Raw genomic sequence first — 23,034 nt, 5'->3', positions numbered from 1 at the left:
TAAACCTTGTAAGATTTTTAGCAAAGCCTTCTGTAGAAAAGATTTTATCTTATATAATATTTGATAGTCCTATCGTACTAATTTCTTATACTTAATACGAGTAGGTGTTACTTCTTTGCCAAGTCGTTTTTTCTTATTCTCTTCATACTCTGAAAAGCTACCTTCAAAGAAATACACCTGTGAGTCACCTTCAAAAGCTAAGATATGAGTACAAATACGGTCTAAAAACCAACGGTCGTGTGAAATCACTACTGCACAACCTGCAAAGTTCTCTAAACCTTCTTCTAAGGCGCGAAGAGTATTTACGTCTAAATCATTGGTAGGCTCGTCTAACAGTAATACGTTACCCTCTTCTTTAAGAGTCATTGCCAAGTGTAAACGGTTGCGTTCTCCTCCTGAAAGAGTAGCTACTTTTTTATTTTGTTCGCTACCACCAAAGTTAAATCTACTGAGATAAGCGCGAGAGTTCACTTGTCTACCCCCCATCATAATGAGGTCTTGCCCACCAGAGAAGTTCTCCCATATAGACTTCTCAGGATCTATTTGTTTGTGAGTTTGGTCTACATAAGCTATCTTCACGGTGTCGCCTACCAGAAACTCACCGCTATCGGGCTGTTCTTCACCCATTATCATACGGAAGATAGTAGATTTACCTGCTCCATTAGGTCCTATCACTCCCACTATTCCTGCTTGAGGAAGCACAAAGTTTAAATCATCATAGAGCAGCTTATCACCAAAAGCTTTGGCTACGTGACGTGCTTCTATTACATTAGTTCCTAAACGAGGTCCGTTGGGGATATATATTTCCAACTTTTCTTCTAATTGTTTTTGGTCTTCATTGAGCAGACGGTCATAGTTCTGCAAACGTGCTTTTTGTTTGGCTTGACGTCCTTTAGCTCCTTGACGTACCCATTCGAGCTCACGCTCCAATACTTTCTGACGTTTGTTTTCAGTTTTCTGTTCTTGAGCCAAACGTTTAGCTTTTTGGTCGAGCCAAGAAGAGTAATTGCCTTTCCAAGGAATACCTTCTCCACGATCGAGCTCTAATATCCAACCCGCTACATTGTCTAAAAAATAACGGTCGTGGGTAACGGCTATGACTGTACCTGCATACTGTTGCAGATGCTGTTCTAACCACAATACCGATTCTGCATCGAGATGGTTAGTTGGCTCGTCGAGTAACAAAACATCAGGTTGTTGCAAGAGCAGACGGCAGAGAGCTACCCTACGGCGTTCTCCTCCCGAAAGCACTTTGATAGGCGTATCGGGCTCAGGGGTACGGAGGGCTTCCATCGCTACTTCTAACTGATTGTCGAGTTCCCAAGCATTTAAGGCATCTATCTTATCTTGTAACTCGGCTTGCTTATCCATCAGCTTTTGCATCTTATCGGGGTCAGAATAGTTTTCCTCGAGTCCAAAAAGGTTGTTGATATGATTGAATTCCTCTAAGAGCTTTACAGTTTCGGCTACTCCTTCGCGTACTACTTCAATAACAGTTTTATCATCATCAAGATGAGGTTCTTGTTCGAGATAGCCTACGGTATAATTAGGAGCAAATACTACTTCTCCTTGATAGTTTTTATCTATTCCTGCAATAATTTTTAGCAGAGAGGATTTACCAGAGCCATTAAGCCCTAAAATACCGATTTTGGCTCCATAGAAGAAACTTAGGTAAATATCTTTAAGTACCTGTTTATTAGTAGATGAATAGGTTTTGCTTACCTTATTCATTGAAAAGATTATCTTTTTATCGTCTGCCATAGTTTAGTGAAAAGTAAAAAATGAATGGTAAATGAAATCATTAAAGATTCTTATTATTACAAGTGCAAAAATATAAAAACAATACCAAGTAAACAAATTTTGGCTCGCACGCACTTGTAAACTGTAAAATCAAACTTTTATAATTAATTGAATTACAAGTTTATATAAAAAAACATACCTTATACTATAAAAATAATTACTAAAAATTTGGTTTATATTATAAACTAACTTATATTTGCAGCGAATTTATAACATTAAACATTTTAACATTATGGACTTACAAGTATCCGACAGCTTGAAAATCATTCAGTCTGTCATCAATCAACGAAAACAAAAGTACGAAGAGAACGGTTTCTTCCTTATCTTTTGGAGTGTGCTTATTATGCTTGCAGGCGTACTGCAGTTTGCGATGCTTATCACCAACTATTATCCCAAACAATCAGGATTTGTATGGTTGATATTAATGCCTCTTGGCTTTATGGTGAACTTCATTATCAAATACAAAGAAAAGAAAGTTGCTACACAGAAAAACTACGTCGATTGGTTAGATTGGATATGGGCAGTTGCAGGCATTAATGCAATTTTTGCTTTTTTAGTACCTTTGAGCCCTTTTGGAAAATTTCAAATAGCCATTTTGGTCATTTATCTGCCTTTTGCTTTTGTAGCTTTAGCAATGGCATTACAAATGAAAATGAAACTCTGGATAGCAACATCGTTAGTAGCTTTGTTGTTAATTTATGCAGGTATATTTGTGCCTTTTAGTTATGAAATCTATTTGCCTTTGCTATGCGTAGTATTAGCAACCTTATTGTTCTTAGTGCCTGGTATTCAATTCCATTTAGACTATAAAAAGAGAAGTAATGTTCGCTGATTTAGACCCTATTTTGCACTCACAGCTTCGTTTGGCTATCGTCTCACTATTGGTTTCAGAAGAAAAGGCTGATTTTGCTCGTATTAAGGAAATAACCAAAGCTACCTCTGGTAATATTTCTGTGCAAATCCAGAAGTTAGAGACTGCTGGGTATATCACTGTCAAAAAATCTTTTAAAGACAACTACCCCAATACCAAAGTTCAGCTCACCAAAGAAGGTCTTTTAGCTTTTGAGCGATATGTAGAGGCACTAAAAAGCTATATTAGCCGTTAGTCGTTAGTTTCTAACCACTAACGGCTAATATTAAATAATCGATATGTCTCCTTTGCCTTCACGCAATACTTTAGGAGCATCTCCTGAAAGGTCTATAACTGTGGAAGCTACATTATCGCCATAACCGCCGTCAATCACCAAATCTACTTTGTTTTGCCATTTCTCGAAAATAAGTTCTGGATCGGTGGTATATTCTATCACATCATCTTCATCATAAATAGAGGTAGATACAATAGGGTTCCCTAATTTCTCTACAATTGTACGAGCTATTAAATTATCGGGGACACGAATACCCACTGTTTTTTTCTTCTTAAAATCTTTAGGCAAATTATTATTACCTTGCATAATGAAAGTATAAGGACCAGGTAACGTACGTTTCAACAACTTAAAAGTACTTGTATCTATTTGTTTTACGTAATCTGATAGGTTCTTTAAATCAGAACACACAAAAGAGAAGTTTGCTTTTTCGAGCTTTACCCCTTTGATACGTGCAATCTTTTCAAGAGCTTTAGTGTTAGTAATATCACAGCCCAATCCGTAAACTGTGTCGGTAGGATAAATAATCAATCCTCCACGGCGAAGGACTTCTACTACCCTATTTATATCTTTTTCATTAGGATTTTCGTTATATAGTTTTATAAACTCAGCCATTTTTCAATGATTAACAGTTAGTAATTAATTCTTATAGTGGTAAATTTGCAGTAAGAGATAAGCTTTTCGTCTTGATTTGTTACTTTTATTTCCCATAACTGGAGCGTTCTACCTGCATTCACACATATTGCCTTAGCATAGAGTGTATCTCCTACCCTACCTGCTCGCACGTGATTAGCACTTAGTTCTATACCTCGTATCTGCTCTCCTTCTTCTCGATAGAGCAAATAAGCTCCTAAACTCCCTGCTGTTTCTGCCAGCGCAAGTGTAGCCCCCCCGTGAAGAACCCCATCTATCTGAGTAACGCGTTCGGTAACTGGCATACTAAGAGTAATAGTACTTTCAGTAATTTCAGCAATTTCCATTTGCCAATCACGCATTAAATTATTAGGAGGTAGTGTTTCCCACAGTTGTCGCAAGGTTTCTTTATTCATATGATTTGGTAAAAACTTTAAGAGTTTACAAAAGTATAAGCGGTGATTTCCTAAGGGTTCATTTCTTTTGCTTTAATTTTATCCAATAAAGTGCGATATTCATCAGCTAAATAAAACTGAGTGCCAATAGCATCAAAAATAGCATCTTGTGTGAGTACCCATTGCGGTACTTCTTCAGGTATTTTACCATCGTTGCTATCAAAATAGTCTTGGCGCCACTGTTTACTATCGTAATAAGCTACCAACTGGTCATACTCAGGTTGAATCGCTTTCCATTCTTCCAATACTTCTTGAGCTTTGGTAAGAGTATTTTCTAATTTAGCAAGAATGTCGTTCATCTTGCTAATATTCTCATATCGTTTGTTCATAGCTAATTCAAAAAAAAGTTAGTTTATTGTTTTAATTAATGCTATCGTATTCGATGATAAACACTTCTTCGTCGTCGTGTTTGAGATAGTATATTTCACGTCCTAACTTCTCTTTACCTTCTTCGGTGTAAAGAGATTGAAGTTCTTTTTTATCTTTTTCAATCTCCCTTTTAAGGAACTGTTTTTGCTTATTGAGTTTTTCTCTTTCTTTATTGAGCTCGTGATGAGTTAATATAGAATTAGCATCAAAGAAAGTCATCCATATTATAAAAAAGAATAATATGGCAAGATATAGTTTATAACCCTTCAATAAAGATAGATATTCAAGTAACTTTTTCATTATTTTTGAAATATACGGTTATGCACTATTGTTTTAATGATATCAATAGCTACTTTATTGCGCTTATTATTAGGAATAATGATATCGGCGAATTCTTTAGCAGGTTCAATAAACTCTAAATGCATAGGTTTTAAGGTGGTTTGATAGCGATTGAGTACTTCATTCACATCACGACCTCTCTCGGTTGTATCGCGTTTGATACGACGTATAAGTCGTTCATCAGAATCGGCGTGTACAAATATTTTAATATCAAAAAGCTCACGGATATCGGGGTGTACAAAGATAAGAATACCTTCTACAATTACCACTTTGGTAGGTTTAACTAAAATGGTTTCGTTAGTACGATTGTGTTCTACGAATGAATAAGTAGGACTTTGAATATCTTTTCCTTCTCTTAATGCTAATAAATGTTCTTTAAGTAAATCAAAATCGATAGAGTTGGGATGGTCGAAATTGATTTTGGTGCGGTCAGAAAAGCTAAGATAACTCAAATCTTTATAGTAAGAATCTTGTGAAATAACGGTAACTTCCTCGCCTGAGAGTTCTTTAATAATTTGATTAACAACAGTTGTTTTACCACAACCTGTTCCTCCTGTAATTCCTATGATAAGCATCTTTGATGTATTTTGGGGCAAAAGTATAAAATACTACTCAATTGACAAAGTAAAACTTAAAAATCGTCAATGAGAAGTTCTTTTAGTGATTGGTCTTTACATACTATAGCAACAAGTGTGCGTTCTTATAAAGTTTGCGCAGTTCATCTCGTACTTCCATTAGGGCAAACCCCAAGAGATTCTTACCACGCCACGAAGCGATGTTGAATGCTTTTTCGTTATCTCTACCTAAACCAATGCCCCAAATGGTGTCTAACGGACTGGCTTCTACTAATATCTTATCACCCGTAGATAAAAGAAAATCCATCATTGCTTGGTTTTGGGTAAATTTATAGTAATTGCCATTAAGTACAATACTGTATTTCACCTTATCCCATACGACAGGGTCGAAATTGCGTACCTTTCTGCCTAAAGCCTTTATCAGCTTAGGATCAGTAGTATTCATTATTTCCTTTTCTACTTCTTCATCGTCAAACAAACGAGCTTTTTCAGCCATCATATACTGTTCAGCACATAAATATTTATTAGCATTTACCCTAAAAGACGAAGGTTGCCATTGCGAAAAACAGGATTCATCTATGGCATCGGCATTAGGTTTCCAAAAGAAGAGAAACTTGAGTTTTTTAGGAGAGTTAAGAAAGGTTTCTTTGGAATATTTACACATTCCCTTAGGTTGCCAAAAGGAAATACTTCCAAAGTAATAATCCTCTTCATTATCAACAATATCTTGAGATAATTTACCGTCATTATTAATCATTTTCCAATTGTTGTGATGCCAAAAAACAGGATAAGGAAAAAGCTTTTGATACTCTTGTTGCTGTTTAGATGTAAGCGTGTCGTACCAATCCCAAAAATGGTAACGGTACTCTTCGCCATAGCCCATACGCCAGCCCATCGTAAATTCAGAAAGTTCAGGATATTTAATCCACTGCGGAGTCATATAATCCATAATTGAATAATTAATCATTAACAATGGGACAAAGATAGTAAATAATTAGATAATTAGCAAATGCACTGTTAATATCATAGTGCGAGCTACACAGACAGTCGTAGCACGAGAGGCAATCATAGCACTATGTACGGGTAATAAAAAGACGGTGCGAGCCACACGGGTAGACGAACAAAAGACGAACAAAAGACGGTGCGAGCCGCACGGGCAGATAAAGAAAAGACGAACAAAAGACGAACAAAAGACGAACAAAAGACGAACAAAAGACGAACAAAAGACGAACAAAAGACGAACAAAAGACGAACAAAAGACGAAGAAAGAACGAACAAAAGACGAACAATGAACGAACAATGAACGAACAAAAGACGAAGAAAGAACGAACAAAAGACGAACAAATGACGGTGCGAGTCGCACGGGCAGATAAAGAAAAGACGAAGAAAAGACGGTGCGAGTCGCACGGGCAGATGAACGAATGACGAACAATGAATGAAGATAAGGTAAAAGAAACCTCTGCCTATTCACATACTGAACTGTTGCGAACTTCCTCTTTGAGGAATGTAGCGACGGAAAGAGCATAATGAGATGAAAATGATTAAAAATTTAGGGTGAAGAAAAAGTAAAATTGATGCTTTTAAAATATAAGAATTAGCATAAAGTTTTGCTATATAAAAAAAATGTACTACTTTTGCAAACTGAAAAATTTGGATTAATATTTTTTAAAAAATGAATATAAACAGAGAGCAAGTAGATGCTTTGAATGCTGTCATTAAGATAGCTATTGAAAAAAACGACTACGCCGATAAAGTAGAGAAAGTACTAAACGATTACAGAAAAACTGCTTCTATTCCTGGATTTAGAAAGGGTCACGTACCTGCTGGTATGATTAAAAGACAGTATGGCAAAGCTGTGAAGTTTGACGAAATAAACCGAGTGTTACAAGACTCGTTGTACAAATACATAGGCGATGAAAAACTCAATATTTTAGGTAACCCACTCCCCAAAGAGAAAAAAGACATCGACTTAGATGCCGATGACTTTACTTTTGAGTTTGAAATAGGCTTAGCTCCTGCTATCGAAGTAAACTTGCAACCTAAAAAAGGAATCGTTCGCTACGAAATTACCGTTACTGATGACCAAATCGACAAACAAGTAGAACGCATTCAGAAACAATTTGGTAAACTCGTTGCCAAAGGCGAAGTTATAGATGATGACAGTCTTGAAGTAACTGGTACTTTCTTTAACGAGGAAAAAGGTATTGACTCACAAGCTACTTTCACCTTAGAAGAACTCAGCAATGCTGTTCGCAAAGAGTTTGTAGGCAAAAAGATAGGTGACCAATTCCAATTGCAAACCAAAGGATTGTTTAAAGATGCACACAGCTTAATGCACTACCTAAAAGTATCGCACGACGAAGCTCATCACTTAGATGTAGAAGTTACTTTTACGCTGGAAGAAGTGAATGAACGCGAAAAAGCTGCTTTAAACCAAGAATTGTTTAATAAACTTTTCCCTGATGGTTCTGTTACCACCGAAGAGCAATTGCGCAACAAGATAAGAGAAGGTGCTCAACAACAATACAATGAGCAAGCCGACCAGCATTTTTTAAACACCGTTACCGATTATTTGGTAGACAATACTCAGTTTGACCTCCCTGTTGCTTTCCTTAAAAAATGGTTGCGCACCGCTGGTGAAAAAGAACTTACTGAGCAAGAAGCGGAAAAAGAATACGAGCATTCAGAAAAAGGATTGCGTTATCAGCTTATCGAAGGCAAGGTAATGGAAGATAATAACTTGCACCCTAAATTTGAAGAGTTAAAAGACTTTGCGCGCACTTATATCAAAGCACAGTTATCTCAATACGGTATGCCTACCGATGACGATAGTTATGTAGACGGCATTGTAGACCGTGTATTACAAAACCGAGAAGAAGTACAACGCATTCAGCAACAATTGGTATTTAAGAAACTCATTGAGTTTTACAAAGAAAATGTAAATACTGATGTAAAGAAAGTTACTTTCGATGAATTTGTAAAGTTAGCTTTCCCTGAATAGAACTTCACAAAAAACATAAAAAACCAGTCCAAAATTGCTAATGATAAATACCATTTCTGTATCTTACTTTGGCAATTTTGGACTACCCTTTTTAGGTAAAAGGTAAGAGATAAAAGGTAAAAACAGCTATACTTAGACAAAGTTTGATATTTTGTAGAAGTCTGTTAATCATTATCTAACCATACTTCCTAAAAAGATAACCTTTAATTATTAACAATTAATCATTAAAAAAGTGAATTTATCAGACGAATTTAGAAAATATGCTACTAAAGAGCACGGTGTAAATAGTCTTTACTACGATAAGATTATCGGCAGTATGACTCCTTACATTATGGAAGAACGCCAGCTGAATGTAGCCCAAATGGACGTGTTTTCGCGCTTGATGATGGATAGAATCATCTTCTTGGGCACTGATGTAAATGACCAAGTAGCGAATATTGTTACTGCGCAATTGCTTTTCTTGGAAAGTGTGGATAGCGCTAAAGATATTCAAATCTATATCAATTCGCCAGGGGGTAGCGTGTATGCCGGCTTAGGTATTTACGATACGATGCAGTTTATAAAACCTGATGTGGCTACTATCTGCACTGGCATTGCTGCTTCGATGGCTGCCGTATTGCTATGTGCTGGGACTGAGGGCAAACGCTCGGCATTGCCACACTCTCGTGTGATGATTCACCAACCTTCGGGAGGTGCACAAGGGGTAGCCAGCGATATGGAAATAAATCTAAAAGAAATGTTGAAACTCAAAAACGAACTCTACGAAATCATTGCCAAACACTCTAAGCAACCTTTTGCAAAAGTGTATAAAGACTCAGAACGCGACTACTGGATGATAGCACGCGAAGCTAAAGAGTATGGTATGATAGACGAAGTGTTAGAAAGGAAATAATGGCTAAAAAAGAAGTAGAATATTGTTCATTCTGCGGTCGTGCAGAACCCGAAACCGAGATGCTAATTCGCGGTATGGCTGGTAATATATGCAACTATTGCGTTGAACAAGCTAATATCATTATAGAAGAGGCATTCGGCACTAAAGCTCAAAAAGGGAAGCCTGTAGTATCGGGTGATATGACCCTGAAAACCCCACAAGAGATTAAAAAATTCCTCGACCAGTATGTAATAGGTCAGGACTTTACTAAAAAAATACTCTCGGTGGCAGTATACAATCACTACAAGCGTTTGCAACAACCTGATGCTGACGATGAAGTGGAAATACAAAAGAGTAACGTGATAATGGTAGGCGAAACGGGTACAGGTAAAACCTTAGTAGCACGCACCATTGCTAAGATGCTAAACGTGCCTATTGCCATTGTAGACGCTACAGTACTCACTGAAGCAGGCTATGTAGGTGAAGATGTAGAGAGTATTCTCTCACGCCTGTTACAAGCTGCTGACTACGATGTGGAAAAAGCTGAAAGAGGTATCGTGTTCATAGACGAAATCGACAAGATTGCTCGCAAGAGCGACAATCCCTCTATCACTCGTGACGTATCGGGCGAAGGGGTACAACAAGCACTGCTAAAACTCCTCGAAGGCTCTGTGGTGAACGTACCTCCCAAGGGCGGACGCAAGCACCCCGATCAGAAGTATATAGAAGTAAACACCGAACACATCTTGTTTATTGCCGGAGGAGCTTTCGACGGCATTGAGCGTGTTATTTCTAAACGCCTGAATATGCAAGCGGTGGGTTACAACTCGTCTAAAAATACACAAGTAGATAGGAAAAACTTGGTGCAATACATCATACCCAAAGACCTAAAAGACTTCGGTTTGATACCCGAGATTATAGGTCGTTTGCCGGTGCTTACCTATATGAATCCATTAGATAAACACACTTTGCGTATGATTCTTACCGAACCTAAGAACGCTATCATCAAACAGTATAAAAAACTCTTTGAGATGGATGGCATTAAATTTGATATAACAGAAGAAGCACTCGACTTTATCGTTGAGAAAGCCTTAGAGTATAAACTCGGCGCACGTGGTTTGCGTTCGCTATGCGAGAATATACTCACTGATGCGATGTTTGAGCTTCCTAATTCAGGCGTAAAAGAACTGACAATAACCAAAGAATACGCTGAGGAAAAACTGAACAAATCAGCTTTGCAAATAGCTTCTTAAATTATAAAAGCAGGTGCGAGCTTGTAGCTCGTGCCTTACCTTTTAATTGTTAATTAATTGAATATGGATACAACACAAATCATTCGCAATAGCCTCCTAAAAGCTGTTTCTTACGAGACCTATCGCAACCTGATAGACAAGTATGCAACAGAAGGGAAATCGAGCGGAGAAGAACAAACTGAAGAACGCATATATTACACTGCTTTAAACCAAAAACGCTACAAACGCTTAGATAAGACCATAGAAATACCTGAAGATAAGGCTCAATTCTTTGCAAACTACCCTAAGAGTGTTTGTTTATTAGTGATTACCGAAAGTTGGTGTGCTGATGCGGCTCAAATTGTACCCGTAGTACATAAAATAGCGACCCTCAACCCTAAAATCACTATGAAACTTGTTTTTAGAGATGAGAATGAAGAGCTGATGAATCTTTTTCTTACCAATGGAGGTAAAGCCATTCCTGTAGTAGTGTTTTTAGACTTAGAAGATAAGGTGTTAGCACATTGGGGCTCTCGTCCGTCAGTAGCTACTAAAATGGTAGAAGAAGAAAAGGCTAAGAATGGTAAACTAACCCCTGAATTCAAAGAAGAACTACAAAAATGGTACAACCAGGACAAAGGAGCCACCATTGTAGACGATTTTACGAAGATAATGAAAACATTGTAACCTCAATTATTAATTTAAAATATAAGTTATATGAAAAAACTAATAATAATGATGGCACTTAGTGCCTTTCCTGCTGTATCAATTAAAGCACAAGATGCGACAACAACTTCATTTAATTCGCAGAAAACTGCTTCAACTACTGTAGAAGTACAACCTGAAGAACCAAAGCCCACAAGCCTACCCGAACAGTTCCAACGTATGATAGACAGAGCAGGGTCTTGGCAAAACTACAAAATGTTTGACAAAGTTAAGCTTGCCAGCTTTCAACGCAGTATGGCAGACAGTGTGAATAATATAAAATCACGTCTTGCTGCTGAAAAGGAAACAGTAAAAACTCACGAAGAAACTATTAAGACACTAAATGATAATATAGCCTCTTTACAAACTACCTTAGACCAGACCCGCAATGAAAAAGATAGTATGAATCTGTTTGGAGCTTTACTATCCAAAGGCTTATACAATACCATTATGTGGGGAATTATTATTGCTTTAGGAGTTCTATTAGTGCTATATATTTACAAATACTCTAACGGAAATATTGTTACAAGAAAGTCTCTTCATCAATTATCAGAATTACAAGAGGAATACGAGAGCTATCGCAAAGCAGCTATTGAACGCGAACAGAAAGTGCGTCGCCAGTTGCAAGACGAAATAAACAAACATCGTTAGACTGATGCGTATTGATATTATATCAGTTGTTCCTGAACTAATGGAGAGTCCTTTTGGCTACTCCATTATAAAGCGTGCGATTGATAAACAATTAGTAGAAGTACATTTCCACAATCTACACGACTATGCCAATAATGCCTACCGACAAGTAGATGACTATCAGTTTGGTGGAGGGGCAGGTATGGTGCTGATGATAGAGCCTATCGATAAGTGTATTTCAGCTCTCAAAGCTGAAAGAGATTATGACGAGGTAATATTCCTCACCCCTGATGGTGATACACTGCAACAAAAGATGGCTAACCAACTGTCATTGGCTAGAAATCTTATCATCTTGTGTGGGCACTTCAAAGGGGTAGACCAACGCGTACGCGACCACTTTATCACCAAAGAAATATCCATAGGTGACTATGTGCTTTCAGGTGGAGAATTAGGCGCAGCGGTACTTTGTGATGCAATTATTCGCCTCATCCCTGGTGTCCTCTCCGATGAAACCTCAGCCCTTACCGATTCGTTTCAGGATAATTTGTTGGCTCCACCAGTCTATACACGTCCTGCTAACTACAAGGGTTGGGAAGTACCCGAAATTCTTACCAGTGGCAATACCCCTAAAATAGAACAATGGCGGGAAAATATGGCTTATGAACATACCAAAGCCAAACGACCTGACTTACTGAAATAACAAAAGAATAACTTAAAATAATCCTTATGAATAAAAACTTAGCTTACACCTACGGAGCTTCCGATATCTCTCTTATAGGGAAAACTATCGACCAGAACCTTCGTAAAACAGTGGAAAAATACCCTAATAAAGAGGCTCTTATCTCCGTACATCAAAACTACAGAGTTTCTTACGCCGAGTTTTATGCACAAGTAACGGCAGTAGCCAAAGGGCTTATCGCCTTAGGTGTTAAACAAGGCGATAGGGTAGGTATTTGGTCTCCTAATTGCTATGAGTGGACGCTCTTGCAGTATGCTACCGCCAAAATAGGAGCGATAATGGTGAATATCAATCCTGCTTATCGTACCAGTGAGTTGATTTATGTAATCAATCAATCAGGCATATCATACATCTTTGCTGCCCCTCAGTTTAAAAGTAGTAATTATAAAAAAATGATAGACGATGCGCGTGAGTTCACTGAAACTTTGCGTAAAGAAGTATATTGGGGAGAGAGCTGGCAACATTTCTTAGTACGCGGTGAAAAAATCACTGACGAGAAACTACTTTCTTTTGAAGAGAGAGTGCAGTTTGATGACCCCGTAAATATACAATATACTTCAGGAACTACGGGCAACCCCAAAGGCGTTACACTTTCTCACCACAATATCCTCAATAACGGTTATTTTATAGGTATCCGAATGAATTATACCGAAAAAGACAGAGTGTGTATTCCTGTACCTTTTTACCATTGTTTCGGAATGGTTATTGGAAATCTCGCTTGTACAGTTCACGGGGCTACAATGGTAATCCCCAACGATAGTTTCGACGCTACTAAAACACTCGAAGCTGTAGAGAAAGAAAAATGTACTTCGCTTTATGGTGTGCCTACGATGTTCATCTCAGAACTGTATGTATTAGACAAACAACCTTATGATTTATCAAGTCTGCGTACAGGGGTAATGGCAGGAGCTTTGTGTCCTCCTGAAATTATGAAACGCGTGAAAGAGCAAATGAATATGCACGAAATAACTATTTGTTACGGTATGACAGAAACTTCACCTGTCTCTACACAAACTAAAATAGGAGCACCTTTCGAGAAACAAATTTACTCGGTAGGAACTATTCACGATCACTTAGAGATTAAGATTATCAATCCTGAGACCAAAGCTATCGTCAAACGGGGTGAGAACGGTGAGCTATGCACCCGTGGCTATTCAGTAATGTTGAAGTATTGGAACAGTCCGGAGGCTACACAGCAGGTGATAGACGAACAACACTGGATGCACTCTGGCGATTTGGCTATGATGGACGAGGATGGCTATATTCATATCTCAGGTCGCATTAAAGATTTGATTATTCGCGGAGGTGAGAATATCTCTCCTAAAGAAATAGAAGACTTCCTTTATACCTATAAAGGAGTAATGGACGCGCAAGTAATTGGTGTCCCTAGCAAAAAATATGGCGAAGAAGTTATGGCTTGGATTAAACCTAAAGAAGGGGTTACCCTCACTGAAGAAGAACTCCATGACTTCTGCAAAGGGCGTATTGCTCATTACAAAGTGCCTCGTTATTGGAAGTTTGTAGAAGAGTTTCCGATGACCATCTCGGGTAAAATACGCAAGGTAGAAATGCGTGAAATATCAGCGAGAGAACTCGGTTTAGAGGACGAAGATTAAGGTAAGGGAACTATTTTCCCTGTCTCTTTATTCATAGGCATCTGCGCCTTTACTTCTTTGAGGTAATGGCGCAATTTTTTTGTGAGTTGCTTTGTCTTATGAGGGTACTGCTTAATTAAGTTATGAGCTTCGCTTATATCTTCTTTAATATTGAACAACTGTTTTTCACCTGTTTTGTGCATATATACTAATTTCCAATCACCTTGCCTTATAGCACTCGAAGCTCCATAACCATAGCCTTCTACTGTATACCAATTGTTAGGACAATGCCAATAAAAGCAACGGTGCTCCTCTCCTACTTTTTTACCTTTTAAGGTTGTCAAAAAACTTTTCCCTTCTACCTTTTGAGGTACTTTATAGTCTTTTATCTTTGCCACTTCCAAAAGTGTCGGAAATACATCTTCTATAATTACAGGTTGCTCCGTGCGCTTATTTGTGGGTAGTTGCCCTTGCCAACAGGCTATCATAGGAATACGCACACCTCCTTCATAAGCCGAGCCTTTACCTGCTTGTAGCGGATAATTATGTGTATTAGGCTTTCCACCACGACCTACGGCACTCAGCCCTCCGTTGTCCGATAAAAACAAAATAAAAGTATCATTTTCTAACTGATGTGCTTTGAGGTAATCCAACACATCGCCCAAACTCTTGTCCATAGCTTCTATCATCGAGGCATAACGGGCTTCAATAGGATTTAAATGCTGATATTTAGCACTGAAACGCTTATCTTCCTCAATAGGAATATGCACTGCGTAATGTGAGAGATAGAGAAAAAACGGACGGTCTTTAGGTCGGTTATCTAATGTTTCAAGCGCTTCTAACGTAAGTGCTTCAGTTACAGAAATATCTTTACCCCAATATTTTTCGAGGTCAGGAATCGCAAAAGCCGACGAAGGTTGTCCATCGGTACGATTGCCAAAATTAGTAAGCCCTGAATAGCTTGCAGGTCCTCCTCCCGCGTGCCCTGCAATATTCTTCTCAAATCCTAAATTCAACGGATTAGCCCCTAAGGTTTGAGTTGCCCCAAAGTGTGCTTTTCCTATGCAAATAGTGTAATAGCCAGCTTCTTTTAATAACTGAGGAAGCGCTTTAGCATAATAAGTGTGAGGTACATTAGGTATGGGTGAAATACCATTCACATTCCAATCGGGTGGTGTGAGTACGGCATCTTCCACATCGGTAGGGGTATTGTAGTGCAACGTCCAGTTAGTAACACGGTGGCGTGCCGCATTGCTACCGGTAAGTAAACTCACTCTGCTGGGCGAACAAATTGACGCCGCATAACCTTGCGTAAGCTGCACCCCTCGCGAAGCCAATCGCTCCATATTAGGCGTGTGATAAATATCGTTATTAGGAACACGTTCACTCCAAAAAGGCAAAGAAGTGTCTTCCCATCCCATATCATCTACTATAAAAACTACTATATTAGGGCGTTGTGCTTCAACTGTGAGAAAAAAGAGTGTTGAAGCAAGTAAAAAGAGTGTTCTCATTTTATTTAAAGTTTCAGCAAAAATACAACTTTTCAATTAAAGAAAATTATATATAACTAAAATAATAACTAAATTTCATCTTAGATAGAGTCTAAGTTGATCTTAGATATATTTATTGTTCGTCATTTGTTCGTCTGCCCGTGCGGCTCGCACCGTCATTTGTTCGTCTTTTGTTCGTCTTTTGTTCGTCTTTTCATTATCTGCCTGTCGTGCTACGACTGACCGTGTAATTCGCACCGTCTATCCTATAAGCTTTGCATAAAAATCTTTATTCTAATTCACTACTAATCACTAACCATTAATCATTAACCATTCATTTGTGCTTTCATATCACACCCTTTTTGTTATCCTCTTTCTATCTCTTCTGCTATTTCTTTAAATATCTTTAACTTATTCTTCTCAGCCAAAAGTCTGAACTTCTGTGCGTATTCCTTAGGAAACTGCTTCCAAAAATCTGTGTCAGAAAGGTTATACAGAAAATAATAAGCATTTCCAGCCTTCATTTTTTCTAATGAGTGATAAACAAGCTCATACTTATTGGGTAAGTTTCGTTTTAAAATAAGGCGGTACAACCATATAGTGTCTTCTGAAAAAGTTTCTGAGAGTGCTTTCAAAAGCCATTCATCTAATGATTTTCCATCTTTTTCTAAGGCATCAAGTATAATAAAAGTATTTAATGCATAATTGTTATGGAGCTTTTTAAGACTACGGAGGAATGAATAAAACACAGGTATCCAACGAGGGTCTATTCTATCTACTCTCACCTCTGAACATTTACGAATTGTATAAGTATAATAACCATTAGTTCCACTAAATGCTTCTAACATACTTCCTGTTGCAAGTGATTTTCCAAGTGTAGTGCTAAATGTTTCAAATAGTTGTTCCTTACTAAAATTATCATTATTAAAAGCTCTCCAAAAAAAGTTTATCCACAAATCATTATAACCACTGTTAAAAGTGAGATATTGCTTATGCTTATCATAGAATGCCACTACCTTATCAGTTTCAAAGCTATTGAGAATACCCACTATTTTCATAGGTATGGGGTCATAAGTGTTCTTAAATAAACTTCTGCGAAGAGTGTTGAATTTCTGAGATTGTAGTAATTCAGATAAGAACTCATATACTTCATTACAATCCTTATTCTCCAAAATATCCAAATCAATAGCAAAGCGTTCAAAAGCATTGGTTACTGTTGCATTGTTATCTGTTTTTTCTATTGAAAGTAGTATGTTAAATTGCTCGTATACCTTTTTAAGAAAAGGTTGATAATATGAAGGTGTTGCTAATAAAGAAATAGCTTCAGCCAGAGCTTTTGCATTTCCTTTTGCTTTATTAGTTTCATAAAGTGCAAGTAACTTATCGATGCTACGTTGTGTCCCCAATATTGCTAATGCCTTATAGGAAGCCTCCCGTACCAACTTATTCTTGTCACCTGTAAGGCTCATAATAAAGTCTTCTGTTTGCGTATCTTTCTTCTCAGCTATTATGCTAATGGCTTCAGCTTGTAGGTTAGGTAAACTCTCACTGAATATCTTATCCGTTAGGCTATCCATCTCGGCATACTTTAACTGGTACAATAATCGCAAACGGCGTATGTTTTCAGTCCTATCCTCTAAACGAAAATCCGATAGCAGGAAAGGGAGCATTGCTTGACCACAAGTGGGAATAATAGTTTGGAGTACATAATCGGCGAGTTCAGTATACTTATCAGCCAAGGCATAACTCAAATAACCAAAGGTACGAGAATCTTTAAATATACCACGTTCAAAAGCGTCTTTAAGTACTTCTAAACGTCCTGAGTTACTCTGGGTAAGAGCTTGCAATACAGGTTTCAGTTGTAAATACGAATAGGTTGTATTCACATCGGCTATAGATACATTGGGTTCTTGTAGGGCTTTGGTAGCTTCTGCTTGTATAGTAACGCCTTGTGTATAGAGTACCGAATAGAGCAAAGTGGAAACATTTAATAGCTTTTCGGCAGATTGCTGGCTTTCAACTTGTAGCAATGCTTCTACTTCTTGGGCTAATTTATTAAATACCGGAGCCTTTTCTCCCAATTTCTTCAGTATAGGAATGTACTTCTGTAAGCGAGGGTCATTTTTAGCAAACTTACTTCCTGCTATAAACAGGCGGTTAAGTTCTTGTTGTAAATCGTATAAAGGTTTCATTTCTAATATGCTAATATAATAAACGGATAATTTTATCAGGGGTAATAAGCGACATTGGCTGAGCAGACAAAAGTCCACTGGCTACATCATTATGCATCATTGCTGTAAGGGTAAGTCCTTCGGCATTGGAGGGCAAAAAAGCTTTCAGATTGCCCGTTGGCGATACAGCCCCTTCTCCTATATCTTTCAAGGTGATAGCAAAACCATTGGCATCTTCTACAACCAAATCCTCCCCTACTCTATAAGCTTTATGCAGTGCCAAAAGTACTACCGGATGCTTGTCCATCAGTGGATTTTTTATAGTGTTCTTTACACTCTTGATAGTATCAGCAAACTGAGTCGATGCCCATTGCTTAATGGTAGTAAGGTCTGTTTTTTGTAGAGGACGTTCCGTTATACTGTCAGCTTCCCAACGAATACGAGGATTGGTATCACCAGGGTAAATATATAGGTCTTTCAGTTGTAAAACACCAAACATAGTGTTCTCTTCCTTGATGTACTTTGCTGCCTTATAAGGACGATAATTCATCGTCTTGAATATCTTGCCTGTAGTTAGGTTAAGCCATAATCCTTCATCTACATATTCTTTGCGCGCTTCATTGTCATAACTATTAAACGAAAGCTGTACAAGGCTTACATTTTCCTCATAAAGTCCATATTGCATTAGCTCTACTAACTTCCATACATAGCCTATTTGCTCTTCAATAGCTGAGGATAGTTCAGGCAATCCTTCTGGATCTTCTTTGCGGGCTTTTAGATATTCAGAGGCTTTTTTCAGTAAAGCTGAAAGATAATTTAAGTTATTTACTACCTCTGTATATTCTTCCTCTTCTACTTCTCCAAGTGACAAAAGTAGGTTATTGAAAGCCGTTTGTATACCGCCTATATAGTAGTTGCCCAATTCTTTTATTTGAGTTCTAAGGGTAGCGCGTAATTTAGCATCTATTGAAGAAAGTCCTGTACTGACTATATCGCGCAAAAGTTTCTGAGCTGTATCAATACCTATAAGCTGAGTGTCTACTTTCTTAAAAAAAGCCGTTTTATTTACCTTCTTAGGTTTATCAGCTTTCTCTTTGATAGACTCTTTTTCTTGAGTTTTCTTTTCCTGTCTTTTCTCTATCTTTTCACGCTTAGTAGTAATATCTTCTGGCACCTCACCTTCACTAAATTGACTCTTATCTGCCTCAAAGCAATACAATAAACCAATAGCGTGTTTGCAAGGAAACTGACGGCTAGGGCAATTGCAACGAAACACTGGGTTATGGCTATCTATATAGTCAGCTGAGCAATAATAAGGATTTTTACCACTTCCTGCACATTCACCCCATATAAGGTTCTTTTCAGCATTGATTTTTAGATTAGTAAATTTTCCCTTCTTTTGTAAATCTCGCCCTTTTTTAGCTGCTTCGGCATTAGGAGCGAGTTCTTCAATCTTTTGTTGTGTTACTTCTATCATATTGTATTGTGAATTATATGGTTTTATCGGAACATAAGCTACTTATTATCCTTTTATAAAAGTGAAAGCTACAAAACGGAACGCAGTCGATGGCAATGTTTAAGTTCAAGACCTCTATACCCACAAAGGCAAAGACTATAGCAAAGTTTTAATTATGATGTGATAAACATCAGCGGGGGTAACACACATTCCCCTTATTAAAAACTGTTTGGGTATAGAGCGAAATATCAATGAGTGTGTTTGCTATCTAATGAAAAATCCGTTTTGTAGCTTTCTAAATTGGTATGATGTAAATCTGTTATAGGTCAACTATTTTACACCGCACCAAACCCTATTTCTTTAAAAGGTGTTCAATAGTACTTTTATAACTGTTAGGCACTACGATTCTAAAACCTGCAACCGTTTCCTTTATTTTCATCAATTCGGATGTTTTTTCTACTACTAGAGCAGTTACCTTTTTCTGACGTTCTTGTTGCAACTTTTGAAGTTCTTGTTCATATTGCAATTGAGCGTTATTCTGGAACGTACGGAACTGAGCCTTATAAAAGTTTACTTCACTTTCAACCTCGCGATGCTGAGCTAATAGCTGTTCTTGCAATTCTTGTAGCTCAGCGAGGTCATACAGAGGTACATTCTTTACTTTAAATACCTGCTCACCTACTTGTTTTAAGGTAATAAGTTCTTTCTTAGTGAGATTTGCTCGTACTTCATCAAAATTATGAATATACTTCCCGATGTGAGCAGCTTTAGCTTCAGCTTCCTTATATCGTACTACTTCTTCAAGTGATAAAGTTTTGAGGTAATCTTCTATGGTAACCTCTCTAAGCCGATTGAGGTGTTCATAGTCAATTGGTTTTACTTCAGCTTCTGCTTCAAGTTGTACATTGGTTAGCTTTTTTGTTAGTACATCTAATCGGGCTTCCTTCTCCTTAATTGCCGTACGCAAATAAGCTGAGATTGCATATAGCGAGCCTATTTCAGTGAGCTTACCTCCGATATCATCTACCTTCTTAAAGTTATCCAAAGGTTCCCCATCAATACTTGAAGTATGAGTTTCAATAGTATTAACAAGGTCTTGAATAGGTTTGAGTCGTTCTTTAATACGCTCACATACGTAGTTAGCCTCTGATGAGGTAAGTCCAGAGGTATTAAAATAAGGATTCTTGGTTTGTAAATAATCTATCATAAACAATTTGCTTTTTATTTATTTTACCAAATAAATTAGTAGTTTTTTATCTTCTCTTAATGGGTTATTTTTCTTTTGAGTACCTTCTCAACAGCTTTCAAAATACCTTCTTTGTCTAAACCGTACTTTTGCATTAGCTGAGCGGGAGTTCCACTTTCACCAAAGGTGTCGTTTACAGCCACAAATTCCTGTTGAACAGGATAACGCTGTGTAAGCACACGAGCTATGCTCTCACCTAATCCACCATAGTAATTATGCTCTTCACAAGTTACTACTGCTTTAGTTTTCTTTACTGAAGTAAGAATAAGCTCTTCGTCTAAAGGTTTAATAGTGTGGATATCAATAACTTCTGCTGAAATACCTTTTTGCTCTAATTCCTCACAAGCCAAAAGAGCTTCCCATACCAAATGCCCTGTAGCGATAATAGTAACGTCCTTTCCTTCGTTTAGCAAAATACCTTTTCCTATTTCAAAGGTTTGGTCTTCAGGAGTAAAGTTTGCTACCGTAGGACGACCGAAACGTAGGTAAACAGGACCTACATAATCAGCAATGGCAAGAGTAGCAGCTTTTGTTTGATTGTAATCACAGGGATTGATAACTACCATATTAGGAAGCATTTTCATCAAACCAATATCTTCTAATATTTGATGGGTAGCTCCATCTTCTCCGAGAGTAAGCCCAGCGTGAGAGGCACAAATTTTTACGTTTTTATTTGAATAAGCTATCGACTGGCGTATTTGGTCATACACACGCCCTGTAGAGAAAGCTGCAAAGGTGCCTGTAAAAGGTATTTTACCTCCAATAGCAAGACCAGCAGCAATACCCATCATATTTGCCTCAGCAATACCTATTTGAAAGAAGCGCGTAGGGTTCTCCTCGATAAATTTTTCCATCTTCAATGAGCCAATCAAATCGGCACAAAGAGCAACTACATTAGGGTTCTTACGCCCTAACACAGCAAGTCCTGCCCCGAAACCACTTCGGGTGTCTTTTTTTCCTGTATCAATATATTTTTTCATCGGTAAATGAGTGTTATTCTTTCTGAGCGACAAAAGTAATACTTTTTATCTTTTTTTCCTAACAAAACTTTCTATTTCTGCATAAACAAAATAAATGAATAGCAGAAACGCCTCTATAAGCATAAGAAGAAAACTAATTAGTTCTATCACAAGCTATCGTTTTAAATTAAGAGTAAAGATAGTAAACATTCATTACTTACAGTTTTTTTTGTTTATTTATTTCTTCAGTAAAATAATCTTTTGTACTTTTAGCCCCTCATTAAATCTATATCTCGCTTATTATGGATATGAAAACCATTATCATCGACCCTTATTACACCCTGATTGTCGCTACGATAGTGTTACTCGTAGGGCGACTATTAGTGCATAAAATTAAATTTTTAAGAAACTTCAATATACCCGAACCTGTAGCGGGCGGATTGTTAGCAGCAGTATTTATCTATCTGCTGTATACTGCCACAGGCATTTCCTTAGAGTTCAATACCAGCTTGCAAGATGCTTTTATGCTATTTTTCTTTTCGTCCATAGGTTTGAGTGCCGATTTCTCTCGACTAAAAGCTGGTGGTAGAGGGCTGATTATTTTCCTAGGGGTGGTCGCCCTCTTTATTGTAATACAGAACTCTGTGGGGGTGGGCTTAGCAAGTGCTTTGGGGCAAAACCCTGTTATGGGACTTATCACGGGCTCTATCACACTTACTGGCGGACACGGAACGGCAGGTGCTTGGGGTAAAATATTAGAAACCGACTACGGTATAAAGGGAGCTACTGACCTGGGAATGGCTTCGGCTACCTTCGGGTTGGTACTCGGCGGACTTATTGGTGGTCCCATAGCACGCAAGTTAGTGAACAATATAGGAAAAAAGCCTATTACTGAAAAAAAAAGTACTGACACCGTAGCCGATAACGTAGTAGAAGTTTTTGAAAATGCAATTAAACAACGCCTCATCACTTCTAAATCAGCGATAGAAACAATGGCACTATTTGCTGCTTGCCTATCGTTTTCAGCTATAATGGTATCACCCACAGTAACTGCCTTCTTCCCGGAGAGATTCACTATTCCTCAGTTTGTATGGGCATTATTCTTTGGGGTACTCTTGCGCAATGTGCTCACCAGAGGCTTTAGTGTAAATATGTTCGACCGCGCTATCGATGTGTTTGGTAACGCTTCTCTGAGTTTGTTTTTAGGCATTGCACTCTTAAACCTCAAACTGTGGCAATTGCTTGATTTAGCCCTCCCGATGCTCATTATTTTGGCTGTGCAAACCTTTGTGATGTGCTCTTATGCCTATTTTGTTACCTTCCGCCTGATGGGTAGCAACTACGATGCTGCTGTACTCTCAGCAGGACACTGCGGTTTTGGTATGGGTGCCACCCCTACGGCAGTCGCCAATATGCAGTCGGTAACCGAGCGTTTTGGACCTTCACACAAAGCCTTCTTGATAGTGCCAATGGTAGGGGCTTTCTTTATCGACTTCATCAATGCTTTTATTTTAACTACCTTTATTAGTATACTAACTTAACAAAATTCTTTTTCTCAAAGAATAAATATTTTTATACTTTTTTTGGCGAGCTAAAAATAATTCTCTATCTTTGTCGCATAAATTT

At 37.9% G+C, this 23,034-nt stretch carries 25 protein-coding genes; 12 read left to right on the top strand and 13 right to left on the bottom strand.

Annotated features, from left to right (window positions below; all coding sequences use genetic code 11):
- Window positions 1–69: 69 nt before the first annotated feature.
- A complete protein-coding gene (gene ettA / locus C3V44_RS02075) occupies window positions 70–1,761 on the bottom strand; it encodes an energy-dependent translational throttle protein EttA (protein WP_106095354.1) in 1,692 nt (563 codons plus the stop codon).
- A 271-nt stretch (window positions 1,762–2,032) separates the two neighbouring features.
- Here ettA and C3V44_RS02070 point away from each other — a divergent pair, with 271 nt between their 5' ends.
- Window positions 2,033–2,632, top strand: a complete 600-nt coding sequence (locus tag C3V44_RS02070; RefSeq protein ID WP_106095353.1) for a hypothetical protein — start codon at window positions 2,033–2,035, stop codon at window positions 2,630–2,632.
- Window positions 2,622–2,906 carry a transcriptional regulator gene (locus tag C3V44_RS02065; RefSeq protein ID WP_106095352.1) on the top strand — a complete coding sequence of 95 codons (285 nt, stop codon included), beginning with the start codon at window positions 2,622–2,624 and terminating at the stop codon, window positions 2,904–2,906. The genes C3V44_RS02070 and C3V44_RS02065 overlap by 11 nt, the downstream gene beginning before the upstream one ends.
- 30 nt (window positions 2,907–2,936) lie before the next feature.
- Here C3V44_RS02065 and C3V44_RS02060 read toward each other — a convergent pair whose 3' ends face one another.
- From C3V44_RS02060 to C3V44_RS02035, 6 genes are all read right to left on the bottom strand, one after another.
- Complete coding sequence (locus C3V44_RS02060; RefSeq protein ID WP_015782995.1) at window positions 2,937–3,557, bottom strand: L-threonylcarbamoyladenylate synthase; 621 nt, start codon at window positions 3,555–3,557, stop codon at window positions 2,937–2,939.
- A 17-nt stretch (window positions 3,558–3,574) separates the two neighbouring features.
- Window positions 3,575–3,991, bottom strand: coding sequence for a PaaI family thioesterase (locus C3V44_RS02055; protein WP_009750555.1), 417 nt, complete (start codon window positions 3,989–3,991; stop codon window positions 3,575–3,577).
- 50 nt (window positions 3,992–4,041) lie between these two features.
- Window positions 4,042–4,359 (bottom strand): DUF4298 domain-containing protein, encoded by a 318-nt coding sequence (locus C3V44_RS02050; protein ID WP_106095351.1) that lies wholly within the window; start codon window positions 4,357–4,359, stop codon window positions 4,042–4,044.
- Between the two features lie 31 nt (window positions 4,360–4,390).
- On the bottom strand, window positions 4,391–4,699 hold the full coding sequence (locus tag C3V44_RS02045; RefSeq protein WP_002672207.1) for a septum formation initiator family protein: 309 nt from the start codon (window positions 4,697–4,699) through the stop codon (window positions 4,391–4,393).
- Window positions 4,699–5,313 carry a uridine kinase gene (udk, locus tag C3V44_RS02040; protein WP_106095350.1) on the bottom strand — a complete coding sequence of 205 codons (615 nt, stop codon included), beginning with the start codon at window positions 5,311–5,313 and terminating at the stop codon, window positions 4,699–4,701. Before udk ends, C3V44_RS02045 begins: the two co-directional genes overlap by 1 nt.
- A gap of 103 nt (window positions 5,314–5,416) precedes the next feature.
- Window positions 5,417–6,262, bottom strand: coding sequence for an NADAR family protein (locus C3V44_RS02035; protein ID WP_174683106.1), 846 nt, complete (start codon window positions 6,260–6,262; stop codon window positions 5,417–5,419).
- A gap of 79 nt (window positions 6,263–6,341) precedes the next feature.
- Between C3V44_RS02035 and C3V44_RS12020 the strand changes: the two genes are divergently transcribed.
- From C3V44_RS12020 to C3V44_RS01995, 9 genes are all read left to right on the top strand, one after another.
- Window positions 6,342–6,605, top strand: a complete 264-nt coding sequence (locus C3V44_RS12020; protein ID WP_164996599.1) for a hypothetical protein — start codon at window positions 6,342–6,344, stop codon at window positions 6,603–6,605.
- 7 nt (window positions 6,606–6,612) lie between these two features.
- A complete protein-coding gene (locus C3V44_RS12485; RefSeq protein WP_256387420.1) occupies window positions 6,613–6,738 on the top strand; it encodes a hypothetical protein in 126 nt (41 codons plus the stop codon).
- A 247-nt stretch (window positions 6,739–6,985) separates the two neighbouring features.
- The gene (gene tig, locus C3V44_RS02025) at window positions 6,986–8,314 is read left to right on the top strand and encodes a trigger factor (protein WP_106095347.1); all 1,329 of its coding nucleotides are present in this window, start codon (window positions 6,986–6,988) and stop codon (window positions 8,312–8,314) included.
- Window positions 8,315–8,546: 232 nt separating this feature from the next.
- Window positions 8,547–9,206, top strand: a complete 660-nt coding sequence (gene clpP / locus C3V44_RS02020) for an ATP-dependent Clp endopeptidase proteolytic subunit ClpP (protein ID WP_106095346.1) — start codon at window positions 8,547–8,549, stop codon at window positions 9,204–9,206.
- A complete protein-coding gene (gene clpX, locus C3V44_RS02015; RefSeq protein ID WP_002672217.1) occupies window positions 9,206–10,438 on the top strand; it encodes an ATP-dependent Clp protease ATP-binding subunit ClpX in 1,233 nt (410 codons plus the stop codon). Before clpP ends, clpX begins: the two co-directional genes overlap by 1 nt.
- Window positions 10,439–10,501: 63 nt before the next feature.
- Window positions 10,502–11,104, top strand: coding sequence for a thioredoxin family protein (locus C3V44_RS02010; protein ID WP_106095345.1), 603 nt, complete (start codon window positions 10,502–10,504; stop codon window positions 11,102–11,104).
- 30 nt (window positions 11,105–11,134) lie between these two features.
- The gene (locus C3V44_RS02005; protein ID WP_016479512.1) at window positions 11,135–11,773 is read left to right on the top strand and encodes a hypothetical protein; all 639 of its coding nucleotides are present in this window, start codon (window positions 11,135–11,137) and stop codon (window positions 11,771–11,773) included.
- 4 nt (window positions 11,774–11,777) lie between these two features.
- Window positions 11,778–12,452: a tRNA (guanosine(37)-N1)-methyltransferase TrmD gene (gene trmD, locus C3V44_RS02000; RefSeq protein ID WP_016479511.1), complete on the top strand. Its 675-nt coding sequence runs from the start codon at window positions 11,778–11,780 to the stop codon at window positions 12,450–12,452.
- A 26-nt stretch (window positions 12,453–12,478) separates the two neighbouring features.
- Window positions 12,479–14,107 (top strand): AMP-binding protein, encoded by a 1,629-nt coding sequence (locus tag C3V44_RS01995; protein WP_106095344.1) that lies wholly within the window; start codon window positions 12,479–12,481, stop codon window positions 14,105–14,107.
- Here the strand turns inward: C3V44_RS01995 and C3V44_RS01990 are convergent.
- The 6 genes from C3V44_RS01990 to C3V44_RS01970 all read right to left on the bottom strand — a co-directional run bounded on the left by C3V44_RS01990 (window position 14,104) and on the right by C3V44_RS01970 (window position 21,429).
- Window positions 14,104–15,597, bottom strand: coding sequence for a sulfatase (locus C3V44_RS01990; protein WP_106095343.1), 1,494 nt, complete (start codon window positions 15,595–15,597; stop codon window positions 14,104–14,106). The genes C3V44_RS01995 and C3V44_RS01990 overlap by 4 nt on opposite strands.
- 102 nt (window positions 15,598–15,699) lie before the next feature.
- On the bottom strand, window positions 15,700–15,834 hold the full coding sequence (locus C3V44_RS12480; protein ID WP_256387419.1) for a hypothetical protein: 135 nt from the start codon (window positions 15,832–15,834) through the stop codon (window positions 15,700–15,702).
- Window positions 15,835–15,941: 107 nt separating this feature from the next.
- Window positions 15,942–17,768: a HEAT repeat domain-containing protein gene (locus tag C3V44_RS01985; RefSeq protein WP_106095342.1), complete on the bottom strand. Its 1,827-nt coding sequence runs from the start codon at window positions 17,766–17,768 to the stop codon at window positions 15,942–15,944.
- Between the two features lie 10 nt (window positions 17,769–17,778).
- The gene (locus C3V44_RS01980) at window positions 17,779–19,224 is read right to left on the bottom strand and encodes an SWIM zinc finger family protein (protein WP_106095341.1); all 1,446 of its coding nucleotides are present in this window, start codon (window positions 19,222–19,224) and stop codon (window positions 17,779–17,781) included.
- 331 nt (window positions 19,225–19,555) lie between these two features.
- Window positions 19,556–20,410 carry a hypothetical protein gene (locus C3V44_RS01975; protein ID WP_106095340.1) on the bottom strand — a complete coding sequence of 285 codons (855 nt, stop codon included), beginning with the start codon at window positions 20,408–20,410 and terminating at the stop codon, window positions 19,556–19,558.
- A 56-nt stretch (window positions 20,411–20,466) separates the two neighbouring features.
- Entirely contained in the window at window positions 20,467–21,429 is a 963-nt protein-coding gene (locus C3V44_RS01970; protein WP_106095339.1) for a transketolase family protein, read from the bottom strand.
- 281 nt (window positions 21,430–21,710) lie between these two features.
- Between C3V44_RS01970 and gltS the strand changes: the two genes are divergently transcribed.
- Entirely contained in the window at window positions 21,711–22,949 is a 1,239-nt protein-coding gene (gltS, locus tag C3V44_RS01965; RefSeq protein WP_106095338.1) for a sodium/glutamate symporter, read from the top strand.
- Window positions 22,950–23,034 lie beyond the last annotated feature (85 nt).

This window comes from Capnocytophaga sp. oral taxon 864 (assembly GCF_002998835.1).
GTDB lineage: Bacteria > Bacteroidota > Bacteroidia > Flavobacteriales > Flavobacteriaceae > Capnocytophaga > Capnocytophaga ochracea.
Note: the sequence above shows the minus strand (reverse complement) of the source record. Positions and strands in the feature narration are given on the sequence as shown.

Bases quoted from the DNA above. Each gene is read 5' to 3' on its own strand.
- C3V44_RS01985 (WP_106095342.1), bottom strand. From the start codon at position 17,768: ATGAAACCTTTATACGATTTACAACAAGAACTTAACCGCCTGTTTATA.
- ettA (WP_106095354.1), bottom strand. From the start codon at position 1,761: ATGGCAGACGATAAAAAGATAATCTTTTCAATGAATAAGGTAAGCAAA.
- C3V44_RS02010 (WP_106095345.1), top strand. From the start codon at position 10,502: ATGGATACAACACAAATCATTCGCAATAGCCTCCTAAAAGCTGTTTCT.
- C3V44_RS01990 (WP_106095343.1), bottom strand. From the start codon at position 15,597: ATGAGAACACTCTTTTTACTTGCTTCAACACTCTTTTTTCTCACAGTT.
- C3V44_RS02070 (WP_106095353.1), top strand. From the start codon at position 2,033: ATGGACTTACAAGTATCCGACAGCTTGAAAATCATTCAGTCTGTCATC.
- C3V44_RS02060 (WP_015782995.1), bottom strand. From the start codon at position 3,557: ATGGCTGAGTTTATAAAACTATATAACGAAAATCCTAATGAAAAAGAT.
- C3V44_RS01970 (WP_106095339.1), bottom strand. From the start codon at position 21,429: ATGAAAAAATATATTGATACAGGAAAAAAAGACACCCGAAGTGGTTTC.
- C3V44_RS01980 (WP_106095341.1), bottom strand. From the start codon at position 19,224: ATGATAGAAGTAACACAACAAAAGATTGAAGAACTCGCTCCTAATGCC.
- C3V44_RS02045 (WP_002672207.1), bottom strand. From the start codon at position 4,699: ATGAAAAAGTTACTTGAATATCTATCTTTATTGAAGGGTTATAAACTA.
- udk (WP_106095350.1), bottom strand. From the start codon at position 5,313: ATGCTTATCATAGGAATTACAGGAGGAACAGGTTGTGGTAAAACAACT.
- tig (WP_106095347.1), top strand. From the start codon at position 6,986: ATGAATATAAACAGAGAGCAAGTAGATGCTTTGAATGCTGTCATTAAG.
- clpX (WP_002672217.1), top strand. From the start codon at position 9,206: ATGGCTAAAAAAGAAGTAGAATATTGTTCATTCTGCGGTCGTGCAGAA.
- C3V44_RS12485 (WP_256387420.1), top strand. From the start codon at position 6,613: ATGAACGAACAAAAGACGAAGAAAGAACGAACAAAAGACGAACAAATG.
- C3V44_RS02065 (WP_106095352.1), top strand. From the start codon at position 2,622: ATGTTCGCTGATTTAGACCCTATTTTGCACTCACAGCTTCGTTTGGCT.
- C3V44_RS01995 (WP_106095344.1), top strand. From the start codon at position 12,479: ATGAATAAAAACTTAGCTTACACCTACGGAGCTTCCGATATCTCTCTT.
- C3V44_RS01975 (WP_106095340.1), bottom strand. From the start codon at position 20,410: ATGATAGATTATTTACAAACCAAGAATCCTTATTTTAATACCTCTGGA.
- C3V44_RS02050 (WP_106095351.1), bottom strand. From the start codon at position 4,359: ATGAACAAACGATATGAGAATATTAGCAAGATGAACGACATTCTTGCT.
- C3V44_RS02055 (WP_009750555.1), bottom strand. From the start codon at position 3,991: ATGAATAAAGAAACCTTGCGACAACTGTGGGAAACACTACCTCCTAAT.
- C3V44_RS02005 (WP_016479512.1), top strand. From the start codon at position 11,135: ATGAAAAAACTAATAATAATGATGGCACTTAGTGCCTTTCCTGCTGTA.
- C3V44_RS02035 (WP_174683106.1), bottom strand. From the start codon at position 6,262: ATGGATTATATGACTCCGCAGTGGATTAAATATCCTGAACTTTCTGAA.
- trmD (WP_016479511.1), top strand. From the start codon at position 11,778: ATGCGTATTGATATTATATCAGTTGTTCCTGAACTAATGGAGAGTCCT.
- gltS (WP_106095338.1), top strand. From the start codon at position 21,711: ATGGATATGAAAACCATTATCATCGACCCTTATTACACCCTGATTGTC.